21 protein-coding genes are annotated in these 19,925 nt (G+C 51.7%); 11 read left to right on the top strand and 10 right to left on the bottom strand.

Annotation, left to right across the window (positions count from 1 at the left end):
* Positions 1-24: 24 nt before the first annotated feature.
* The gene (locus ACVV26_RS11295; protein WP_474801641.1) at positions 25-831 is read right to left on the bottom strand and encodes a hypothetical protein; all 807 of its coding nucleotides are present in this window, start codon (positions 829-831) and stop codon (positions 25-27) included.
* A gap of 91 nt (positions 832-922) precedes the next feature.
* Entirely contained in the window at positions 923-1,339 is a 417-nt protein-coding gene (locus ACVV26_RS11290) for a winged helix-turn-helix domain-containing protein (protein WP_312979419.1), read from the bottom strand.
* Positions 1,340-2,069: 730 nt separating this feature from the next.
* Between ACVV26_RS11290 and ACVV26_RS11285 the strand changes: the two genes are divergently transcribed.
* The 3 genes from ACVV26_RS11285 to ACVV26_RS11275 all read left to right on the top strand — a co-directional run bounded on the left by ACVV26_RS11285 (position 2,070) and on the right by ACVV26_RS11275 (position 3,851).
* A complete protein-coding gene (locus tag ACVV26_RS11285; RefSeq protein ID WP_474801639.1) occupies positions 2,070-2,960 on the top strand; it encodes a winged helix-turn-helix domain-containing protein in 891 nt (296 codons plus the stop codon).
* Positions 2,950-3,423, top strand: a complete 474-nt coding sequence (locus ACVV26_RS11280; protein WP_474801637.1) for a hypothetical protein — start codon at positions 2,950-2,952, stop codon at positions 3,421-3,423. The genes ACVV26_RS11285 and ACVV26_RS11280 overlap by 11 nt, the downstream gene beginning before the upstream one ends.
* A 116-nt stretch (positions 3,424-3,539) precedes the next feature.
* On the top strand, positions 3,540-3,851 hold the full coding sequence (locus ACVV26_RS11275; protein ID WP_474801635.1) for a hypothetical protein: 312 nt from the start codon (positions 3,540-3,542) through the stop codon (positions 3,849-3,851).
* A gap of 34 nt (positions 3,852-3,885) precedes the next feature.
* On the opposite strand, the gene exaC is transcribed toward ACVV26_RS11275, so the two are convergent.
* Positions 3,886-5,406, bottom strand: a complete 1,521-nt coding sequence (gene exaC / locus ACVV26_RS11270) for an acetaldehyde dehydrogenase ExaC (protein ID WP_474801633.1) — start codon at positions 5,404-5,406, stop codon at positions 3,886-3,888.
* 229 nt (positions 5,407-5,635) lie between these two features.
* On the opposite strand from exaC, the gene ACVV26_RS11265 reads away from it, so the two are divergent.
* The gene (locus ACVV26_RS11265) at positions 5,636-7,393 is read left to right on the top strand and encodes a sigma-54-dependent Fis family transcriptional regulator (RefSeq protein WP_474801631.1); all 1,758 of its coding nucleotides are present in this window, start codon (positions 5,636-5,638) and stop codon (positions 7,391-7,393) included.
* Here ACVV26_RS11265 and ACVV26_RS11260 read toward each other — a convergent pair.
* Positions 7,390-7,779 (bottom strand): rhodanese-like domain-containing protein, encoded by a 390-nt coding sequence (locus tag ACVV26_RS11260; protein WP_474801629.1) that lies wholly within the window; start codon positions 7,777-7,779, stop codon positions 7,390-7,392. The genes ACVV26_RS11265 and ACVV26_RS11260 overlap by 4 nt on opposite strands.
* A 93-nt stretch (positions 7,780-7,872) precedes the next feature.
* Here ACVV26_RS11260 and ftrA point away from each other — a divergent pair, with 93 nt between their 5' ends.
* Positions 7,873-8,838, top strand: coding sequence for a transcriptional regulator FtrA (ftrA, locus tag ACVV26_RS11255; protein WP_474801627.1), 966 nt, complete (start codon positions 7,873-7,875; stop codon positions 8,836-8,838).
* Between the two features lie 122 nt (positions 8,839-8,960).
* Positions 8,961-9,056, top strand: a complete 96-nt coding sequence (gene mgtS / locus ACVV26_RS11250; protein ID WP_000901367.1) for a protein MgtS — start codon at positions 8,961-8,963, stop codon at positions 9,054-9,056.
* 243 nt (positions 9,057-9,299) lie between these two features.
* Here the strand turns inward: mgtS and ACVV26_RS11245 are convergent, their stop codons facing one another.
* Positions 9,300-9,635 carry a GlpM family protein gene (locus ACVV26_RS11245; RefSeq protein ID WP_312979397.1) on the bottom strand — a complete coding sequence of 112 codons (336 nt, stop codon included), beginning with the start codon at positions 9,633-9,635 and terminating at the stop codon, positions 9,300-9,302.
* A 150-nt stretch (positions 9,636-9,785) separates the two neighbouring features.
* Between ACVV26_RS11245 and ACVV26_RS11240 the strand changes: the two genes are divergently transcribed.
* Complete coding sequence (locus ACVV26_RS11240) at positions 9,786-10,058, top strand: hypothetical protein (protein WP_312979394.1); 273 nt, start codon at positions 9,786-9,788, stop codon at positions 10,056-10,058.
* On the opposite strand, the gene ACVV26_RS11235 is transcribed toward ACVV26_RS11240, so the two are convergent.
* Positions 10,055-10,234 carry a hypothetical protein gene (locus ACVV26_RS11235; RefSeq protein ID WP_474801625.1) on the bottom strand — a complete coding sequence of 60 codons (180 nt, stop codon included), beginning with the start codon at positions 10,232-10,234 and terminating at the stop codon, positions 10,055-10,057. The genes ACVV26_RS11240 and ACVV26_RS11235 overlap by 4 nt on opposite strands.
* A 112-nt stretch (positions 10,235-10,346) precedes the next feature.
* A complete protein-coding gene (lpxP, locus tag ACVV26_RS11230) occupies positions 10,347-11,267 on the bottom strand; it encodes a kdo(2)-lipid IV(A) palmitoleoyltransferase (RefSeq protein ID WP_312979392.1) in 921 nt (306 codons plus the stop codon).
* 632 nt (positions 11,268-11,899) lie between these two features.
* On the opposite strand from lpxP, the gene ACVV26_RS11225 reads away from it, so the two are divergent.
* Positions 11,900-12,739, top strand: a complete 840-nt coding sequence (locus tag ACVV26_RS11225) for a MerR family transcriptional regulator (protein WP_474801623.1) — start codon at positions 11,900-11,902, stop codon at positions 12,737-12,739.
* A gap of 52 nt (positions 12,740-12,791) precedes the next feature.
* Here the strand turns inward: ACVV26_RS11225 and dcp are convergent, their stop codons facing one another.
* Positions 12,792-14,834, bottom strand: coding sequence for a peptidyl-dipeptidase Dcp (gene dcp / locus ACVV26_RS11220; protein ID WP_474801621.1), 2,043 nt, complete (start codon positions 14,832-14,834; stop codon positions 12,792-12,794).
* 148 nt (positions 14,835-14,982) lie between these two features.
* Between dcp and ydfG the strand changes: the two genes are divergently transcribed.
* From ydfG to ydfZ, 3 genes are all read left to right on the top strand, one after another.
* A complete protein-coding gene (gene ydfG / locus ACVV26_RS11215) occupies positions 14,983-15,732 on the top strand; it encodes a bifunctional NADP-dependent 3-hydroxy acid dehydrogenase/3-hydroxypropionate dehydrogenase YdfG (protein WP_474801619.1) in 750 nt (249 codons plus the stop codon).
* 82 nt (positions 15,733-15,814) lie between these two features.
* Positions 15,815-16,504 carry a GntR family transcriptional regulator gene (locus ACVV26_RS11210; RefSeq protein ID WP_474801617.1) on the top strand — a complete coding sequence of 230 codons (690 nt, stop codon included), beginning with the start codon at positions 15,815-15,817 and terminating at the stop codon, positions 16,502-16,504.
* A gap of 114 nt (positions 16,505-16,618) precedes the next feature.
* The gene (gene ydfZ / locus ACVV26_RS11205) at positions 16,619-16,822 is read left to right on the top strand and encodes a putative selenium delivery protein YdfZ (protein WP_474801615.1); all 204 of its coding nucleotides are present in this window, start codon (positions 16,619-16,621) and stop codon (positions 16,820-16,822) included.
* Positions 16,823-16,861: 39 nt separating this feature from the next.
* Here ydfZ and ACVV26_RS11200 read toward each other — a convergent pair whose 3' ends face one another.
* Together ACVV26_RS11200 and ACVV26_RS11195 are read right to left on the bottom strand one after the other, a co-directional pair.
* Entirely contained in the window at positions 16,862-18,313 is a 1,452-nt protein-coding gene (locus ACVV26_RS11200) for a mannitol dehydrogenase family protein (protein ID WP_474801613.1), read from the bottom strand.
* Positions 18,314-18,367: 54 nt separating this feature from the next.
* On the bottom strand, positions 18,368-19,918 hold the full coding sequence (locus tag ACVV26_RS11195; protein WP_474801611.1) for an MFS transporter: 1,551 nt from the start codon (positions 19,916-19,918) through the stop codon (positions 18,368-18,370).
* Between the last annotated feature and the right edge of the window lie 7 nt (positions 19,919-19,925).

Below are 19,925 nucleotides of genomic sequence, written 5' to 3'. Positions count from 1 at the left end.
ATTCCTTACCGAATGGCCATTTCCTTATTTACTTTGAAGGGCAAGCTTGTTTAACGCGGCGCATTCTCGATCAATAAACGGTCGTTCAAGCGAGACGCTATTAAGCTTGTTGAGATTGCCGTTAAACAGTTGCATCGCAGCCGCGTTGTCGTGCTTAACGTTTTGCAGATATCCTCCTGCAAAAAAAGTGGCTTCAGTGAGCGCATCTTTGCGTAACGCTTCATCTAAAACCTGGGTGGAAATAGAATTAAATACGCTCTCGATGGTTTCCTGACCGGCGTATAATTTTGCGATGTTTTTCATATAAGACGGTTGCCAGTCTTGTGCATTGACCAGACGTTCTAATTTTTTATTAAGCTCCTTGTTGCTTCCCCTCCATTTTTTTGCGGTTAACCATAACTGCCAAAGTTGTGCATATTCTTTTTCACGCACGTTGGCACTCTTAGTTAAACGACTGAAAGCTTTTTGGGCGCTGGAATAATTTCCCATCGCGGCCAAATTAACAGCAGCAGGCACAGCGCTAACGCTGGCATAATCCGTTTTGCGTAATTTATCGAACGCCTTTTTGGCCTCACCGTAACGCCCAGCGAAATAGTCATCCACCGCATGTTCAAAGGTGCTCTTACTCTCTACGACCACGGCGGTAGATGCGCTATTGTTCGAAAAATTGCTGGCTGACGCACCCTGGCTAAAAATAACGCAGGAGCCGATCAGAATAATGTTCAATACATTTCTGACGCAGCCGATATGCAGACGCAAAGATGAGGACTCATACAATGCTTGTTTCATAAAATAAATACCTTTCAGAAAAATAGTACTTTTCATGGTCATTACGACCCATGAAATGCTTTCAATCCCTGGGGGCAAAATAGTGCCGATAAAATAAATCAAACATCAAAATAAAAAAGTAAATTAATAATTATTAAGCCATGCTTTTATCATCGATAAATTCATCACTCTTTTTATAGTACAACGCAGTAATATCACGATATTCGATAACGTATCCTTTTCCTTTTACGTAATGGATAAAGCCATCGGGAATACCAAGCATGCTCAATTTTTTATTAAGCGCATTCAGAACCTGCCATAAACGTTGCGTTGATGGGCTGAGGTCGTGGTCTTCCCAGATCTTCTTTAAAAGCTCATCCTTAGATACCTCTTTCTGACACGCGTGACTCAAAAGATAGAGAAATAAATTCATCATGGTGTCGTTAAAGTAAATCGTACCGAAAATGAGATTTTTTTCTGCACCGCTTGCGGATAAGCGATATAGACATTTATTTTCAATATCGAAATGGATATCTCTGCCGATTAAAAAGCCATAAAGTTGGTAATTCATAACAGTATTCCCTGGTGCATTAATCCAGTAAAACGTGCAAATTTACTCAATTAAAAAACCTTAACTTTTATTGGGCGATTATAAATCCCGAACATTGAGTTTCAATACACGCAGTAATATCAGTAGGCCCTCCTGTTGATAGTAATTTTTTACGTTGTTCCCCTTGACCAACACCTTTGTCTGGTATGAAAGCCCGTCAAAGAAGTCAATCACAGAATAAATCACTAAATATTGCGCTCATCGACATCATCAACTTTTCATAACGAAATAAGCGCAAGTTTCAGAGAAAAAATCTATTTAATTTCTTAACTCCTTGTATCATTGAGAAAATTATTCACGGTTATTAGTAATATTCTTATGAAACACTCAAAAATGGTTTCTGTTCTCTATTGACGTTCTGTTTAGAAGCAAAGGAAAGACTACATTTTGTCTTTCCGCGCCTCCCTTCCTTTGAGCTAACGCGTCCCCATCCGGCTGGTGGAGACACAATAATGGGCTTGGGAAAAATCTGTGTGTGAAGTTATGTGAAATTCCCTGAATCAAACCCAACCTGTTGATATAAAAGAATTTAATTTGGTTATGATTAAAAGTATAACTTGCCTTTCTTTGAATAGAGATTAACTCATTGATTATTAAGCAATAAATATCTTATTAAGAATTTTACCCGGCATTGAATCTTAATCATTCATTAGCTATCCTCAAACTAAATATGATTATTAAAGATAGAGTTATGGACGAGAATGGCACGTACGTCATCAACGATAAGGTTATGTTTTCACCCGATACTAATAGCTTGCACGCTCTCGATGGAGCGGCAAACCCCATTTTTTTACACACGCCAAGTAGCCAATGTTTGCTCATTTTGCTGCAAAATAATAATGCGGTTGTGAGCCAAAAAATCCTCTTTGAGGAGGTCTGGGAAAAAAACGGGACACTGGTTAGCGCAAATACTCTGTACCAAAATATCGCGTTATTACGAAAGGCGCTAAAAACGCTCAGTATTGACGAAGAGATAATTAAGACGATTCCTAAGCAAGGATTTAAGCTCTCCGCGCAAGTGAGTTATCGCGAATACCTCGATGGAGGTAGTTGCGATGAAAACATTTTAGAAACCCACGATCAATTAAGCATTGAAGATAATGTATCGTCGGTTAACAACCCGGTTATTGCTCCCGATCCGTCACCTGTCGTTGTCCGCGCGCCACATGATGTTAAAAAACATGAAGACATAGTTAAATTAATTGTTAAATTAAAAGGCAGCTTTTTTTTCAAATACGTCCTACCGCTGATATTCAGCACTATCTTTTTAAGCATTTTGTATCCTGCTTTTTTAACTCAACTCCGATTGGGTAAAGATTTTTTCAGTAGCTACTACTCACTGGGCGAGATCGACAAGTGCGCCATCTATTCATCTTTTGATGTGAAAGAAGCCAGTCTGGAGAAATTTAAAAAATTAGCCCGTGCCAGTAAGCTCGTTTGCAAGCCAGGTAATGTCGTTTACCTCACCTTTAATCGGCAATACGGGCAAGACTCCATGGTTTTTTGTGATAAATCTATCCGCGATGATACCGCCCACTGTAAGACCATCATTTATCAGGAGACCATCCTTAATGAAAATTAATTTATCCCGTACGCTTTGGTCTCTGGCACTGGTGTTAGGGGTGTTAAGTGCTGCGATTTATTATCTGGTCAACTATCGTATGACTCACTTTTATTGCCAGAATGAAGTGTCCGTTGTACAGAACGACACCCTATTCAATCTGATAAGCAGCTTTGATTTCAATGGGGATAAAGGAAAATACCGTTCAAGTGGGCAGGTTGGGCAAGCCGGGAAAATCTTTGAAGATGCCACACAAAGCGTTTCCTTTGATTTCTGGTATATGAATGGTCAGATTATTGCCGTTTCCACAGATAATAGCTCTCACAGCAAAAACCTTGAAGACATTCCCATCTTCATCCCTGCGTTCTTCATCCATCGCGGTAGCGGCATTGCTCTGGAGCTGATTAAAATTAATGCCTCTGCATACTTGATCACTAAAGAAAAAACCCCGTTCTTTTATTGCAAGCTGGCTTCAGCAACGTAAACGCCTTTATTCGTCGTCCTTTCTCTTTAAAATTCCGAAAAACCGCCTTACTCATTGCGAGATAAAACCCTAAGATCTTACTTTAACGTCTGGCGTTGACGACCTGGTAAAGCGCAATGGAAAAGGATGAACAATACACAGCGATCCGTAACGCCCAGACGTTATTGTACCTCTACAAATCAAGAGATTTAACGTTGTTACCGGAAGACATTCACGCAGCCCTGCGGGACTGTTACCGGTTTGATGCAGGTAAACCGGGCTTATTATTACGTATGTATTTGGGCGCGGATTATCAATTGATCGGAATGGGCTATAAATGCGAGGCGCTACAAAATGTGGCGGTGGAAGTTTTTTGTTGCCGGCAAAACCATCATTTAATTAATTTAATTCATCAGGCTGAAATGATCATGGAAGACATCCGTCCCTAAACTGCGCACCGGCATCAACCGGTGCGCATAAGCGTTAGTACAATCCCATCGGCTTATTGTCAAAGCTCACCAGGATGTTCTTCACCTGCTGGTAATTATTGAGCGCCATTTTGTGGGTTTCGCGGCCAATACCGGAGTTTTTATAGCCGCCAAACGCCGCGTGCGCCGGATACAGATGGTAGCAGTTGGTCCAGACGCGGCCCGCTTTAATCGCCCGCCCCATACGCCATGCGCGGTTGATGTCACGGGTCCAGACGCCTGCGCCAAGCCCAAACTGGGTATCGTTAGCCAGCGCGATGGCTTCCGCTTCATCCTTAAAGGTGGTGATGCCGATCACCGGCCCAAAAATCTCTTCCTGGAAGCTGCGCATCTGGTTGTTGCCTTTGATTAGCGTCGGCTGGATGTAAAAGCCGGTTTCCAGCGCGTCGCCGTGCCCGACGCGTTCGCCGCCCACCAGAATTTCACCGCCTTCTTCACGGGCAATAGAAATGTACGAAAGGATCTTGTCGTACTGCTCTTCAGACGCCTGCGCACCGATCATGGTGTCAGTATCAAATGGGTCGCCCTTGCGGATGCTTTCCATTTTGGCGAGCACTTTTTCGATAAACTGCGGGTAAATCGATTCCTGAATCAGCGCGCGCGACGGGCAGGTACAGACTTCGCCCTGGTTAAAGAAGCCCAGCACCACGCCTTCCACCGCTTTATCGATGAAATCCTGGTCGCCGTTCATCACATCTTCGAAGTAGATGTTTGGCGACTTCCCACCCAACTCGACGGTACTCGGAATAATGTTTTCCGCCGCGCAGGAAAGAATATGGCGGCCAATCGGCGTTGAACCGGTAAAGGCGATTTTCTCAATGCGTTTACTGCGCGCCAGCGCTTCGCCCGCTTCTTCACCGAAGCCGTGAACCACGTTGACCACGCCTGCCGGCAGCAGATCGCCAATGGTTTCCATTAATACGCAGATACTCAGCGGGGTTTGTTCAGCCGGTTTCAGCACCACGCAGTTACCTGCCGCCAGCGCCGGTGCCAGTTTCCATGCCGCCATCAGGATCGGGAAGTTCCAGGGGATAATTTGGCCGACTACGCCCAGCGGCTCGTAGATGTGATACGCCACGGTAGTGTTATCGATTTCCGCCGCAGTGCCTTCCTGGGCGCGAATACAGCCCGCGAAGTAGCGGAAGTGATCCACCGCCAGCGGCAGGTCTGCGCCTAAGGTCTCGCGGATCGGTTTGCCATTATCCCAGGTTTCGGTCAGGGCCAGTTTTTCCAGGTTCTCTTCAATGCGATCGGCAATCGCCAGCAGCACGTTCGAACGCGCCTGAACGCTGGTTTTACCCCACGCGTCGGCAGCGGCATGGGCGGCGTCCAGCGCGCGCTCAATATCCTGTGCGTCAGAGCGCGGGAATTCCGCCACCACTTTGCCCGTGACCGGGGTGGTGTCAGGGAAGTAGTTGCCTGCAACCGGCTCAACAAATTTACCGCCAATATAGTTGCCGTAACGCTCACGGAAAGTGACTTTTGCGCCTGGCTGGTCAGGATGGGCATATTTCATTGTAATGTCCTCTGATTATGATGTTGTAGGGTAAGGCCTATCTCCATAAGCAGTTCTTATGCCAGGATTTCCTCCGCCGCGTTTAAATTTTTTTTCTTTTTATATTCATAACGTTACAAAACCGCCTGACACACAGTGTCCCGCCCTGTCGCGGAATTGTGTTGCGCATCGCAACAGGTGAGACACTTTGATGCTACATATATGCAACACTCATGACGCGGAGAGGATAATGCCACGCAGAATCGGATCACATCATGTCGACGTCAGCACTTCTCGCCTGGTGCTCCCCGGCCTGGTCAGCGAATCCTGGCAGCGTTCCGAACGCCTGGGCCTGCGGCGGGACGATGAAGCGGCACCTGTTCTCCCGCTTGCCGATCTGAATAATGCCCGCGAGCAAAATCCGTGGATATCCCGCCTGCTCCAGCCGCAACTGAGTACCCTGCTGCCAACCCTGAAAAATAGCCCGTCAATTATTGTGATGTCCGATGCGCAGGGGCTGGTGCTGGATACGCTCGGCAATCAGGACTTCCTGCATAAAGCCCAGCGCTTCGCCCTGCTGCCCGGCAGTTTATGGGGAGAGAAAGCGCGCGGCACAAACGCCATTGGCACCGCGCTGGCGATTGGCAATTTTTGCGAAGTGGCGGGCGAGCAGCATTTCCTGAATCACAACGCCGGGTTGTATTGCGCCGCTACACCGGTTTACGGCCCGGACGGAAAAATCGCCGGGGTACTGGATTTATCGACGCCGGCCGACCACCCTGGACGTGACGCTGTCACGCTAATCCGCCGCGCCGTGTCGCGAATTGAGCATGACTGGGCCTGCAGTATGCTGAATAAAGACCGCTGGCTGCTGCGTTTACACGCAGAACACGATCCCGAGAATGAAATGATTATGGTGTTCAATGATGAGATATTGCTCGGCGCAAACCGGCAAGCGATGCAGGAGTTTGGCCTGTCGTCGGCGAGTATCGGCAGCGTGGCGTGGCGTGCATTATTTACCCACCGGCCTAATCACCATCCTGAGCCTGTTGAAGCCCTAAACCAGCGCCGCTATATGGCGCATCAGCAAACCCAGCGCAGCGCGCGTGTTACCGTGCCGCCATTACCCGAGCCGGTACATCCCCAGGCGCTGCGGCTGCTGAATGCCGGGATTGCGCTGTGCATTACCGGCGAAACCGGCAGTGGTAAAGAGCATCTGTGCCGCGCCCTGCATCAACAAAGCCACTGGCGCAGTGGGCCGTTTGTTGCCATTAACTGCGCCGCCGTCCCGGAAAATTTAATTGAGTCAGAACTGTTTGGCTATGTGCCCGGCGCGTTTACCGGCGCGAACCCGAAAGGCTATGAAGGCAAACTGCGCGAGGCCAACAACGGCGTGCTGTTTCTTGATGAAATCGGGGATATGCCGCTGGCGATGCAAACCCGCCTGCTTCGGGTACTCCAGGAAAAATGCGTCACGCCGCTGGGCGGCAATGGTCGTCACAACGTCAATTTCGCCCTGGTGTGCGCCACCCACCGCGATTTGCAACTGTGCGTGGAGCAAGGCAGCTTCCGGGAAGATCTGCTGTACCGCATCCAGGAATTCCAGCTGCGCTTACCGCCGCTGCGTGATAAACCCGATCTCGCCGCGTTTATTCTTACGCTGTGGGAACAATTGGGCGGCGTAAAGCGGCACATCGCGTTGTCAGAGACTCTCCTCCACACCCTTGCCCGCCTGCCCTGGCCGGGCAACGTGCGGCAACTGCTTAGTTTCCTGAAAGTGCTGTTGGCGCTGTATGACGATGGCGATGTAATAGAAGAAGAAACCCTGCCAGAAGGCGTGGTATGCCCTGGACTCCGCGCGGCGCCAGCGCTTAGCGCCGTCGCCCCGCCACCGGATGAACTGGCGGCGTTGCGTGAAGCCAACGGCAATATGGCCCAGGCCGCCCGCCAGTTGGGCATTTCCCGCAGTACGTTGTATCGCCGGTTAGAGCGGCGCAGCGTCAGTTAAGCGAACGGTAACGCCTCATCCGCCCAGCCGGTAATGCCGCCAGGCATCACTTTCACATATCGTCCCATTCCGGCGAGCATTAATGCCGCCCGGTCCGCGCCGTTGCAGTGCGGCCCGGCGCAATACACCACAAACAGCGTGTCCTGCGGCCATTCTTCCATGCGCTCAGGCGTCATCTCCCGATGGGGCAAAAAAATCGCGCCCGGCAGATGACGGCGAGCGAAGGTCGTTTCGTTGCCTACCACATGCAGTAAAACAAAATCCTGCTGACCGTCGCGGATGGCCGCATGAACATCCGCGCAATCGGTCTCAAACGCTAAACGCTGTTGATAATGGGCAACCACCTGCTGCGGCTCGGCGGGGGAAAATTCAGTAACGTAGCTCATTGGTATGACTCCTGTTTTGTGTTAACAATACTCTAACTTCCGCCCTGCAAAACGGCTGCAGTCAGACGTGACAGAAATCGCCAGGATCATGACATGATGAAACACTCCCTCGCCCAACCGCTGGTTGTTGCGCTGGCCTACGACGGCTTGTGTACTTTTGAATTTGGCGTCGCTGTGGAAATATTCGGTCTGCCGCGACCGGAGCTGGGAGAAAACTGGTATCGCTTCGCCGTTGCGTCCGTGGATGCAGGCGAGTTGCGTGCGACAGGCGGTGTTCGGGTGGTAACGGATGGCGATTTATCGTTAATTGCCCAGGCCGGAACGGTGATGGTGCCAGGCTGGCGCGGGGTGGACGAGCCGGTTCCCGAGGCGCTGTGCGAGCAGTTGCGCGCCGCTTACGAACGGGGTTGTCGAATTATGTCGATTTGTTCCGGGGTATTTGTGCTGGCGGCTGCCGGATTGCTGGATGGGCGCAAAGCAACTACCCACTGGCGCTATCTTGACGCGCTACAGCAGCGTTTTCCCTCTATCGACGTGGTGCCCGATGTGCTGTACGTCGATGAAGGCGATTTACTGACATCCGCAGGCAGCGCGGCGGGCATTGATTTATGCCTGCATCTGGTCCGGCGTGATTTCGGTCAGGAGACGGCGAATAGCGTGGCGCGGCGTTTGGTCGTACAACCCCACCGCGACGGCGCGCAGTCGCAGCGTATTGTTCGGCCCGTGCCGGTGGCACGCGAAAGCAAACGGCTGGGCTTACTGTTTGATTATCTGCACCAGCAACTGGCGGAAAACCATACCGTGGCGTCGCTGGCCAGCCGCGCCGGAATGAGTCCGCGTACCTTTCTGCGCCGTTTCCAGGATGCCACCGGCACCACGCCTGCGCGTTGGTTGCTTAACGAACGACTGGTGCGCGCCAGAACTATGCTGGAAAAAACCCGGTTGTCGCTTGACCTTATCGCCGCGCAGGTCGGATTCGGCAGCGCCAGCACCCTGCGCTATCACTTTCAGCAACACTTTTCCGTTTCGCCTGCGGCTTATCGCAAAAGTTTTACCTGACAGCCGCATTATCTTCACACAGTTCTGCTTTTGTTTAGGTTGGGTGCGGTAATCTCTCTGCACTCGGTTGAGGTTCTTTTTACTAAAGTGAGGTTTTATCAGTTAATAAATGGAGGTCCACCATGCTGGGCAATATGAACGTTTTTATGGCAGTACTGGGCATTATTCTTTTTTCCGGTTTTCTTGCCGCTTATTTCAGCCACAAATGGGATGATTAATGAACGGAGATAGTCCCTTCCAGAGACAGGCCCCTCGTTGATACGCACACCGAGGGGCCTTTTACTTTTGCGGTTTTGTTAAGTCAAAAAAAAACCGCCAGAGCCCTGACGGTTAAATGCTTGCATGGATAGATCTTTGAAATTCGTAGTCTGCGCGCAGTTCTCAATGGCAAAGAGAACGCCGGAATACCCTTTAAACTTATCAGTCTATTGCTCAACGGCGAGTAAACGAAGCACGTAAAATTAATGGAAACGTGTCCAGCACAGGATCAGCAGCCAGGCGCTGAGACTCCAGCATCCTACCGCCGCAATCAACGCGAAGGGCACCCGCATCATGCCGGTGAAATACCACAGCGACGCGAGATAAATAAAGTAGGGAATAATCGACCACATCCCGAAAATAATGGTAGTGCGTAACGCGTCGACCCCACGTTCGGTGGCGACGATATAGTGCGCAATCAGCGCGAATGTCGGAAATAACGGAATAAGCCCGGCGATATAATAATTTTTGGTCCGCGATAGGATCGCAATTAACACCACAATCAGCGCACCCAGCGCCGCTTTAATCAGTAAGCCCATTTTCCCTCCCGAAAAGCCACCCGGCAGCATACGCAGCGAAGCGAAACGATAGCAACCTTTAACGGGTGAAAATTTTTCAGGCCTGCAACGGCGTTTATCGTTGCGTTATCTATAGTTATCAGATAACTCCACACGGCAAGGACATGCGCTATGCGAATCTCGAAAAGTCATCTGCGAACCATTCTGAACAAGCTGGAAGATCTTTATCCTCTGCCGATGGAAGCAGAAGATTACGCCGATCTGGCGGCCTCATTAGGGGATGAGATGACCCTCGACGGACACCTTTTATATCTCCAGGAGAAAGGATTCATTCATATCACAATGAATTACAACGTAGGTCAGCGCGCCTGGCGCATCCACTCACAGGAAACCCGTATTAGCGCCGAAGGGCTGGACTATCTTGAGGATCAGCGCAGCATTTAGCTGCGCTGTTTACGCGGCGCCATCGCCAGGCTGTAATAGTCGCGCAGCGCGCGCTCAAGTCCCTGACGGGTCATAGTGATATGGGTGCGGTGCCCGGGTCGCGTCAGGCGATACTCTTTGTCTTTGGTGACGACGGTAACCCGATACCATTCGCCACGATAATAAATCCAGTTCATATCATGCATATTACGTATTGACAGTACCCTATGTATACCTGTCATTCATCGAAAAAACCGAGATATGACAGGTAAAATGGCCATAATGACCAGGTACTTTTAGCGCTTACCGCTATACGTATAACGACATTTCACCAGCAGGACGCGTTTTGAACCGACGGTGCACCCAGAGATATTGTTCCGGCGCGCGCAGGATTTCATGTTCAATAATCCGATTGGTAAACGCCGCCGCTTCCGCTTCGTTGGTCGGGTAATTTTCAATTTCCGGGGAAATAAACAATCGATAGCCGCTGTTATCCGCCCTGCGCACCATCGTCACCGTCAGCAACGCCGAGCGCGATAAGCGCGACAGCACAAAGGTGCCATTGGTGGTGGCGACATCTTTCACCGCGAAAAACGGGGCAAAACAACTGCCTTTGATACCGTAATCCTGATCCGGCGCAAACCAAACCGATTCGCCTTTTTTCAGTGCGCTGACCATGCCTTTGAGGTTACGGCGGTCGATCATCGCTTTATTAGAGCGCATACGGCCTTTCGTCTGCACCCACTCCATCATCGCATTGTTATGAGGCCGGTAGGTCGCCATCATTGGCTGGCAAAGGCCCATGATCCGCCCGCCAAGCTCCAGCGACATAAAATGCACGCCCACCACCATCACACCCCGCTGTTGAGCGGCGGCGCGGCGGAGATTGTCCAGGCCTTCTACATCAAAATATTTGCGTACCCGGCGATCGGACCAGAACCACGCCATCCCGGTTTCCAGCAGCGCCATGCCCAGAGATTTAAAATTCTCCGCCACCAGGCGCTCAGTATCTGCCGGCGTATTGTTGGGGAAACATAACCCGATGTTTTTACGGGCGATGGTTTCGCGGCGTTTTAAAAAAGGCCGCGACAGTTTGCCAGCGTTAAACCCAATCGCGCGGATCGCCGGATAGGGCAATTGCACCAGCAGCCACAAAAAACCAAGGCCAAACCATGTCAACCAATATTTAGGATGTAAAAATTGGTTTTTAAAACCCGTTAACTTAAACATAAAAACCTTACGCGCAGCTCTTTTGAGGGCGCTAATGATGAGAAAATTCTTCACGCTGCTTACTTAGGCACCGTTATAAGAAATAATTCATTTTTTATTGTAAATCCCAGAAAAAATACTGGGACAATATGTTTCTGGAGATATTAATTATTGAAATCAATAACTTAAAATTCGTACTGCGTTATTCATCTGCATAACGCCGGGCGTCATCACGTGTCACAATGCATTTAAGAATCGAAGTATATTATTTTGCGAATTTCATATCCATTTCATTTACTTTAAAGAAATTCTTAATTCTGAAGCACGGTCATTAAATTTATCTGCTGCTGTTTTTTAAACCGTTATTACCCGAAAAAGCTTAATTAAACATTAGCTTTATTAAACTCAGATGACGCGCCATTGTGCTTCCCTTGTTATAAATGCCTGTTGCTGTTTTATCGCTCGGGCGTTCCGATGCATGTATCTCCCTCCTGAAGCAAAACCCGTGACGCCACAACAGGTTAATGAGCAGATTTACCGTCATTTATTCGAAAAGAACGTATACTGAGAGATTCGCATTTTGTTAAACCTCTTTTAACAAGCGTGCTTTTCGGGGCGTTGTGTTCCCCCTCACTTGCCACACGGAGCCTGACATGGGCCGCTTTTCAATTGAAATACTCGCTTCTCAGTGCGGTGTGACCACGCAAAATTTACGTTCGTGGCAGCGTTATGGTCTGATCAAAGCCTTTAAAGATGAAAAGGGTCACCGTTACTACGATTTTTCACATATTAACCAGTTAAATTTGATTGTGCAGTGGATTGGCAAAGGCGTGCCGCTGCGCAACATTCATGCGCTGATGAGGGGAGAAGAAATCCGTAAAAACTCCGGCTGGTTTGCCTTGCAGGAGCAGCTCTACGCGCTGTGCGAAGCAGGCAACCTGAGCAAACTGCGTGGTTTCATCTGGAAGATCGCCCGTGAAGTGCCGCCGCACGTGTTTATCGATGAGTTTATTCGCCCATTCCGGCTGTGGCTTACGGCAGGCCGCCAGCCAGGCCTGGAAATCAGCCGCGTCAGACTGGATACCGCGCTGATCGAGTACGCCGCCTTTACGATGAGTAGCGTCCGTAAACGCGCAGGCGGTTCGATGCTGATCCTCGGGGTTAATTTCAGTGATACGGTGGAGCTGTGGCTCGAAGCCATTCGCTTTGCCGGGGAAGGTTTACAGGTTGAGGTGCTGGCGGGCGTGGTTTCCCAACCGGATCTCAGCCGCGAGCCCTACGACCATATTCTGGTCTGGGCTGAACGTCCGTTAACCGCCGCGCAGAAAGCGCGCCATACCGCCTGGCTTGAACAGGGCGTACCGGTCGCCATCACCGGGCCCGGCGTGCGTCCAAAGATGAAGACAGCCAGCCTGGGGGGAGACCTCATACTTAAAACGCTGCCTGCCGCTAACCAAAACCCGCCGGATAATCTCGATATCAAAACCGCCTGACGTTCAACCCGCGCGACCTGAAAAGGTAGCGCGGGCTGATGTTATCTGGGCGTCAGGCCAGACCGCGGTTTTTCAGCATCGGCTCAATCTCGGGCTCGCGCCCGCGCCAGTCGCGGTACAGCAGCTCTAAATCGCTGCTGTTGCCGCGCGATAAAATCGCCTCACGGAAACGCTGGCCGTTATCCCGGGTTAAGCCGCCCTGCCCGACAAACCATTGATAACCATCATCCGCCAGCATTTGTGTCCACAGGTAAGCGTAATAGCCTGCTGCGTAACCACCGCCGAAAATATGCGCGAAGTAGCTACTGCGATAGCGCGGCGGCACGGCCTCCATCCCTACCTTCTCTTTCTCCAGCGCCTGGCGCTCGAACGCCGCCACGCTCTCCAGCGGCTCGCCCGCTGAGCGAGTATGCCAGTTCATATCCAGCAACGCCGCCGCCAGCAGTTCAGTCATATCGTAACCTTTATTAAACTGCGCGGCGCGGAACAGGCTTTGTTTCAAGGTTTCCGGCATCGGTTCGCCGTGACGGTAATGGCGCGCATAGTTGGCGAACACCTCAGGATGGCTGGCCCAGTGCTCATTGATCTGCGACGGGAACTCCACGAAATCACGCGGCGTATTGGTGCCGGAAAGTGTGGCGAAACGCTGCTGCGCAAACAAACCGTGCAGGGTATGGCCGAATTCATGGAACAACGTAACCACATCATCCCAGGAGATCAGTGCGGGCTGGCCGTGTGCCGGTTTCTGGTAGTTACACACGTTATAGATCACCGGCAAATTGCCAAGCAGCGTAGATTGCTCGACAAAATTGCCCATCCACGCGCCGCCGCCTTTGCTGTCGCGGGCAAAGAAATCACCATAAAACAGCGCCAGCCCTGCACCAGTGTGATCAAAAATTTCCCATACCCGCACGTCCGGGTGATAAACCGGGATATCTGCACGTGGGATAAATTTCAGGCCGAACAGTTTGCTGGCGGCCCAGCACACACCATCATTCAGCACTCGGTCCAGCTCGAAGTATTCGCGAAGTTGGTTTTCATCCAGCGCGTATTTTTCACGCCGTACCTGTTCAGCGTAAAACGCCCAGTCCCAGGCTTTAGCCTGAAAACCACCCTGCTGTTTATCAATGCAGGCCTGAATGTCCGCCTGTTCCTGGCGCGCACGCGCCGTCGCGGCCGGAACAATATTGCGCATAAAGCCCAGCGCGGCGTCCGGGGTTTTTGCCATCTGGCTGGCAATGCTCCAGGCGGCGTAATTATCAAAACCTAATAACGCCGCTTTTTCAGCCCGCAGCGTCGCCAGCTTTGTGACAATGTCACGCGTATCGTTAACATCGCCTTTTTCAGTACGATGCCAGGCCGCGTTAAACAACGCTTCGCGGGTAGTGCGATCCTCCAGCGATTGCAATGCGGGCTGCTGAGTCGTATTAAGCAGCGCTAGCCACCAGCGCCCTTCCAGCCCTTTATCCGCTGCGGCCTGGGCGGCAGCCTGAATCTCCGCGTCCGTCAGACCTTTCAGTTGGCTAACGTCGCGAATTTCCAGCCCGCCGGATTTATCCGCCGCCAGTAAGTGTTGATTAAACTGGCTGGTCAGGCGCGCCAGCGACTGGTTAATCGCTTTGAGCGACGCTTTTTGCTGCGGTGCCAGCGTGGCCCCCGCCAGCATAAAGTTCTGCCATATCACCTCAATCAGGCGCAGCGCTTCTGCATCCGGGGCCATTTCATGACGTTGCTGATACACCGTATCCAGTCGGCTGAACAGTACCGGGTTAAGATAAATTTCATCCGCCAGCGCCGCCAGTTCGGTTGAAAACTCTTCATCCAATTGCTGAAGGTAATCGTTGGTATGCGCCGAGGTCATAGCGAAGAACACGTTAACGACGCGGCTGAGCATCTGGCCGCTGAGCTCCAGCGCCAGAAACGTGTTATCAAAGCTCGGCGGTTCGACGAACGCGGCGATCTCCGCGATTTCCTGACGTTTTAACCGCAACGCCTCATCAAACGCCGGGCGGTAATGTTCATCGCGTATTTCGTCAAACGGCGGTGCCTGGTAAGGCTTCAGGCTGACGCTAAAAAAAGGATTGGATTGCTGCATAACGCGCTCCCGCAGGAATTCTGGAAAACTCAAGCTTATGCAACCCCTTGCCTGGCCGCAATAATTTCTGACAACGGATGCCCTTACCACAACCTGGCTCCGCATGCTAAGGTATTCAACACTTCGAAAAGCGTTGAGGAACAGCGAGATGATTATCCTGGTTACTGGAGCCACCGCCGGTTTCGGCGAGTGCATTACCCGTCGTTTTATTCAAAATGGTCATAAAGTGATTGCCACTGGCCGCCGTCAGGAGCGTTTGCAGGAGCTGAAAGACGAGCTGGGCGATAATCTGTACACCGCGCAATTGGATGTACGCAACCGCGCCGCGATTGAAGAGATGCTGACTAACCTGCCGCAGGAGTGGCGCGCGATTGATGTGCTGGTCAACAACGCCGGGCTGGCGCTGGGGATGGAGCCAGCGCATAAAGCCAGCGTTGAAGACTGGGAAAACATGATCGACACCAACAACAAAGGGCTGGTGTATATGACCCGCGCCGTGTTGCCGGGGATGGTGGAGCGTAACCGCGGTCATATCATCAATATTGGCTCTACCGCAGGCAACTGGCCTTACGCGGGCGGCAACGTCTATGGTGCCACTAAAGCCTTTGTGCGCCAGTTTAGTCTGAACCTGCGCACCGACCTGCACGGCACTGCCATTCGCGTAACCGACATTGAGCCAGGCCTGGTAGGCGGCACCGAGTTCTCTAACGTGCGCTTTAAAGGCGACGATGAGAAAGCCGACAAAACCTATCAGAACGCGAATCCGTTAACCCCGGATGATGTCACCGAAGCGGTATGGTGGGTCGCCACGCTGCCTGCGCACGTCAACATCAACACCCTTGAAATGATGCCGGTTAGCCAGACCTATGCCGGACTAAGCGTTCACCGCGGTTCCTGATCCTTACCTGCTACCCGGCCTCGCGCCGGGTAGCAGATCCGTGGTAGATTGAATACGTTACCCGCAAACGAAGCACATACCGATGGCCGTTGAAACCCTGTTAAACCCCACCCAACCCGTTAACCAGCAAATTTACCGTATTTTGCGCAGCGATATTGTTCATTGCCTGATCCCGCCGGGTACGCCGCTGTCGGAAAAAGAAGTCTCGGTGCGGTTTGATGTCTCCCGCCAGCCGGTACGCGAAGCCTTTATCAAACTGGCAGAAAACGGCCTGATTCAGATCCGCCCGCAGCGCGGCAGCTACGTGAATAAAATCTCGCTGGCGCAGGTACGTAATGGTTGCTTTGTCCGCCAGGCGATTGAATGCGCCGTGGTGCGCCGCGCCGCCGGGATGATCACCGCCGGGCAGTTGTATCAGCTGGAGCAAAACCTTAACCAACAGCGCACCGCCATTGAGCGTAAGCAGATTAACGACTTTTTCGAACTCGACGACGCCTTTCACCAGAAACTGGCTGACATCGCGGAATGCCAGCTTGCCTGGGACACCATTGAAAATATCAAAGCTACCATTGACCGGGTGCGTTATATGAGTCTCGACCACGTGTCACCGCCGGAGATGCTGCTGGAACAGCACCTGAGCATTTTCCACGCGCTGGAAAAAGGCGATGCGGATGGCGTTGACCTTGCCATGACCCGCCATTTGCAGGAAATCAGCGAGTCGGTTCAGCTCATTAAGCAGGAAAATCGCGACTGGTTCAGCGACGACGTCTGAGCGTGACATTCATCACACAAATCCGCTTTTTTTGATCGGCGTTAAGGTTTTCGCTGCGGTGATTTTTAAAATATTCACCGTCTGAATTTTCAGTCTATTCAGGAGAAAACCACCATGATGACCTATGACCGTAACCGTAATCCCATCACCGAAGGCAGCCGCGTCATGATCAATGGCACCGGCCATACCGGCATTGTTCGTGCTATTCTTAGCGACGGGATGACTGCCGCCGATGTGCGCCGCCAGCAGACGGTAGAAGTGGAAGGCTATGACGGGAAAGTTGCGCCGGTTGAATTAATTCGCCTCGGCATGCACTAAGTGGTGAGAATGCCGCCGCGGGCGGCATTCATTCGGTTTTTATAACGCTTTTGCGTATTCCGCGACCGTTGCTTTCGCACCTTTTTCCAGCAGCTTCAAATACGCTTTCGTCACGCCTTCCACAAACGCCGGGTTTTGCGGTAAATCATTGCCAAATATCGCCGACAGGCCCAGCAGCGCGTTAACCCGCGCCTCGCCCTGCTCGCTCTGCGCCACTTTTGCCGCAATGTTGGCTTTCAGCGGATCGCTGATTTCAATGGCTTCGCCCTGCTCATCGACGCCTGCCACATAGCGCATCCAGCCCGCGACGCCCAGCGCCAACAGCGACCATGACGACCCGTTTGCCAGATGCCAGCGGATGGAGTCGAGCATACGTTGCGGCAACTTCTGGCTGCCGTCCATGGCGATTTGCCAGGTGCGGTGCGCCAGCGCGGTGTTCTCATAGCGGGCGATCAGGCTGTCGGCGTAGCGGGATAAATCCACACCCTTCACCTTCAACGTCGGGGCCTGTTCGTTTAGCATCAACGCCCGTGCGGTAGCGCGAAAGTTGGCATCTTCCATACAGACGTTAATTAGCGGATAACCCGCCAGATACCCCAGATATGCCAGGAACGAATGGCTACCATTGAGCATCCGCAGTTTCATTTCTTCAAACGGCAGCACATCCTTAACCAACTCTGCGCCCGCCTTTTCCCACGCAGGGCGACCGGCAACGAAGTTGTCTTCTATTACCCACTGACGGAACGGTTCACAGGCTACGGCCACCGGATCGTTAACACCGGTCTGCTCAGCGATGCGATGCAGCGTTTCCGGCGTAACCGCCGGAACAATACGGTCCACCATGGTAGAGGGGAACGTCACCTCGCTTTCAATCCAGTTCGCCAGTGCGGCATCTACCGCGTGGGCATAGGCCAGCACCACATTACGGGTGACGTGGCCATTTTCCGGCATGTTATCGCAGGACATCACGCTGAAACCGCGCAGGCCCGCTGCCTTACGGCGCGCGAGAGCGGCGACAATCACGCCGACTGCAGAAACCGGTTGCTGCGGCTGTTTTAAATCTGCGGCGATTAACGGGTGATCGCGCATCAGTTCCCCGGTCGCCGGAGAGTGGCAGTAGCCTTTCTCGGTGATGGTCAGCGACATAATCGCGATTTCAGGCTGGCACAGCGCGTTAAGCACCGCCTCCAGGCCATCGACCTGCGCGTGCAGCGCCTGGTTTACCACGCCCACTACGCGGGTCGCCCAGCCGTCGGCGGACATTTCCGCCACGGTGTATAAACGGTCCTGCTGATTAAGATCGGCAATTTGCTGCTCGCCACCAATCAGGTTGACTTCGCAGTAACCCCAGTCGCTGTGATGATCGGTCGCCAGAATATCGGCGTAGACCGCCTGATGGGCGCGGTGAAAGGCCCCGAAACCGAGGTGGACGCAACGGGTAACCAGCGCGCTGCGATCGTATTGCGGTGAAGGTAACTTTCTGTTTTCCATGATTAACTCGCTTTAAACACATTAAAAAGCCCCCCTTTGCAGGAGGGCTGGTTGTTAACTGTCTCGTGAAACACGAAGCTCAGCGGGTTTCAGAGGTGATGCTGACTCGCCGTTGCACCACAATTCTTCGTAACGATAACCGGTGAGATCCTCAACCACTTTGCGGGTCTCTGGCTGAACATCGCTTTTCGCGCCGTGCGCTTTAAGGCGCTCTACTTCATCGACAAAAATCTTGTGGGTGCGTTTATTCAGGCGGAAGGTCAAGGCTTGCCACAGTGCAATCAGCAGCAGGCCCGCCGTACCGATAAACAGCAGTGAAGCGATGGTATTTACCGCACTCTCCGGCTGAACCTGGCTGCCCTTCACGAATCCGCCGCTTTGTAACAGCAGGCCCACGATAAAGGTCGCAATCGCCACCGTGGTTTTACGGGAGAAGGTCATGACGGCGGCAAACAACCCTTCACGACGCTGACGGGTGATCATTTCATCGATATCGGGAATAAACGGGAACACGTTCCACGGGGTAAATTCCAGTACACAACGCCCAACCTGATACACCGCGGCCAGTACCACTAACAGCAGCACTTTATTGTCGGTCGGGAACTGATAAACCAGGAACAAGCCAAACAGGCACAGCATCATCACGGTATAGGCGAAGACATACAGACGCGACGGGCCGTATTTGATGATCGCAACGCCCGCCAACAGAGTGACCGGCAACCCGACGATACTCATGGAAAGCAGCGTACCGGCAAGAGACGAAGAAACTTGCAGACAATACACGCAGAAGAATACAAACACGGTGTTATAAACATCTTTGGCGGTAAAGGAGAATAAATAGATCGCCAGATGTTTTCTGAACGCCCGGACTTTCAGGGTGGAGCCGTAATCTTTAAATAAGTTGCCCAGCAGAGCCAGTTTTTCCCTGAAGGTTTTTGTTTCGCTGGGGCGCTCAAGCTCTGCCAACATTTCTGGGGTTAATTCACGCTCCCAGGTCACTTTCCAGGAGATAAATACGCACACCATAAACAGCACGGCAAATACCACACCGTTGATCAGATAAGCATTGGCGTTATGTTCCCCGAAGAAACCGATCAGCAGCCCCGGAATAAAGGTTGCCAGAAAAGTCCCGGTCGCGGAGAAGAACATCCGGCAGGTGGATAATTTGGTACGCGAGTTAAAATCTTTGGTCATTTCCGACGGCAGGGTTTCCCAGGGAATAAGCACCATCGCCGCGATAATTTCAAACGCCAGATACACCGCCAAATAAAAAGCCCAGGTCATGCCGTCCAGCCAGAGTAAGGAATAAACCAGCATTAACGGCGCGCCAATTAACAAGAAGAAGCGGCGTCGACCAAATTTTTTACCTAAATAGTTTTTATAAAAATGGTCGGTAAAGCTACCCATAAACAAACTGACAATCGCATCGACAATACGCGCAATGGCGACAATAGAGGCGGCCTCCACCGGAGACAAGCCCACGAACGTGGTATAAAAGAAGAGAAGCCAGGCACCGATAACGGTAAAGGCCCCGCCGCCCATAATATCGGTTACCCCATACCCAATACTGACGGGTATGGTGATTTGTTTTTTGGACTGAGACATGGTCTAC

Source organism: Atlantibacter sp. MEI4A-1023 (genome assembly GCF_056155425.1).
This window is presented reverse-complemented; position numbering and strand designations above follow the sequence as displayed.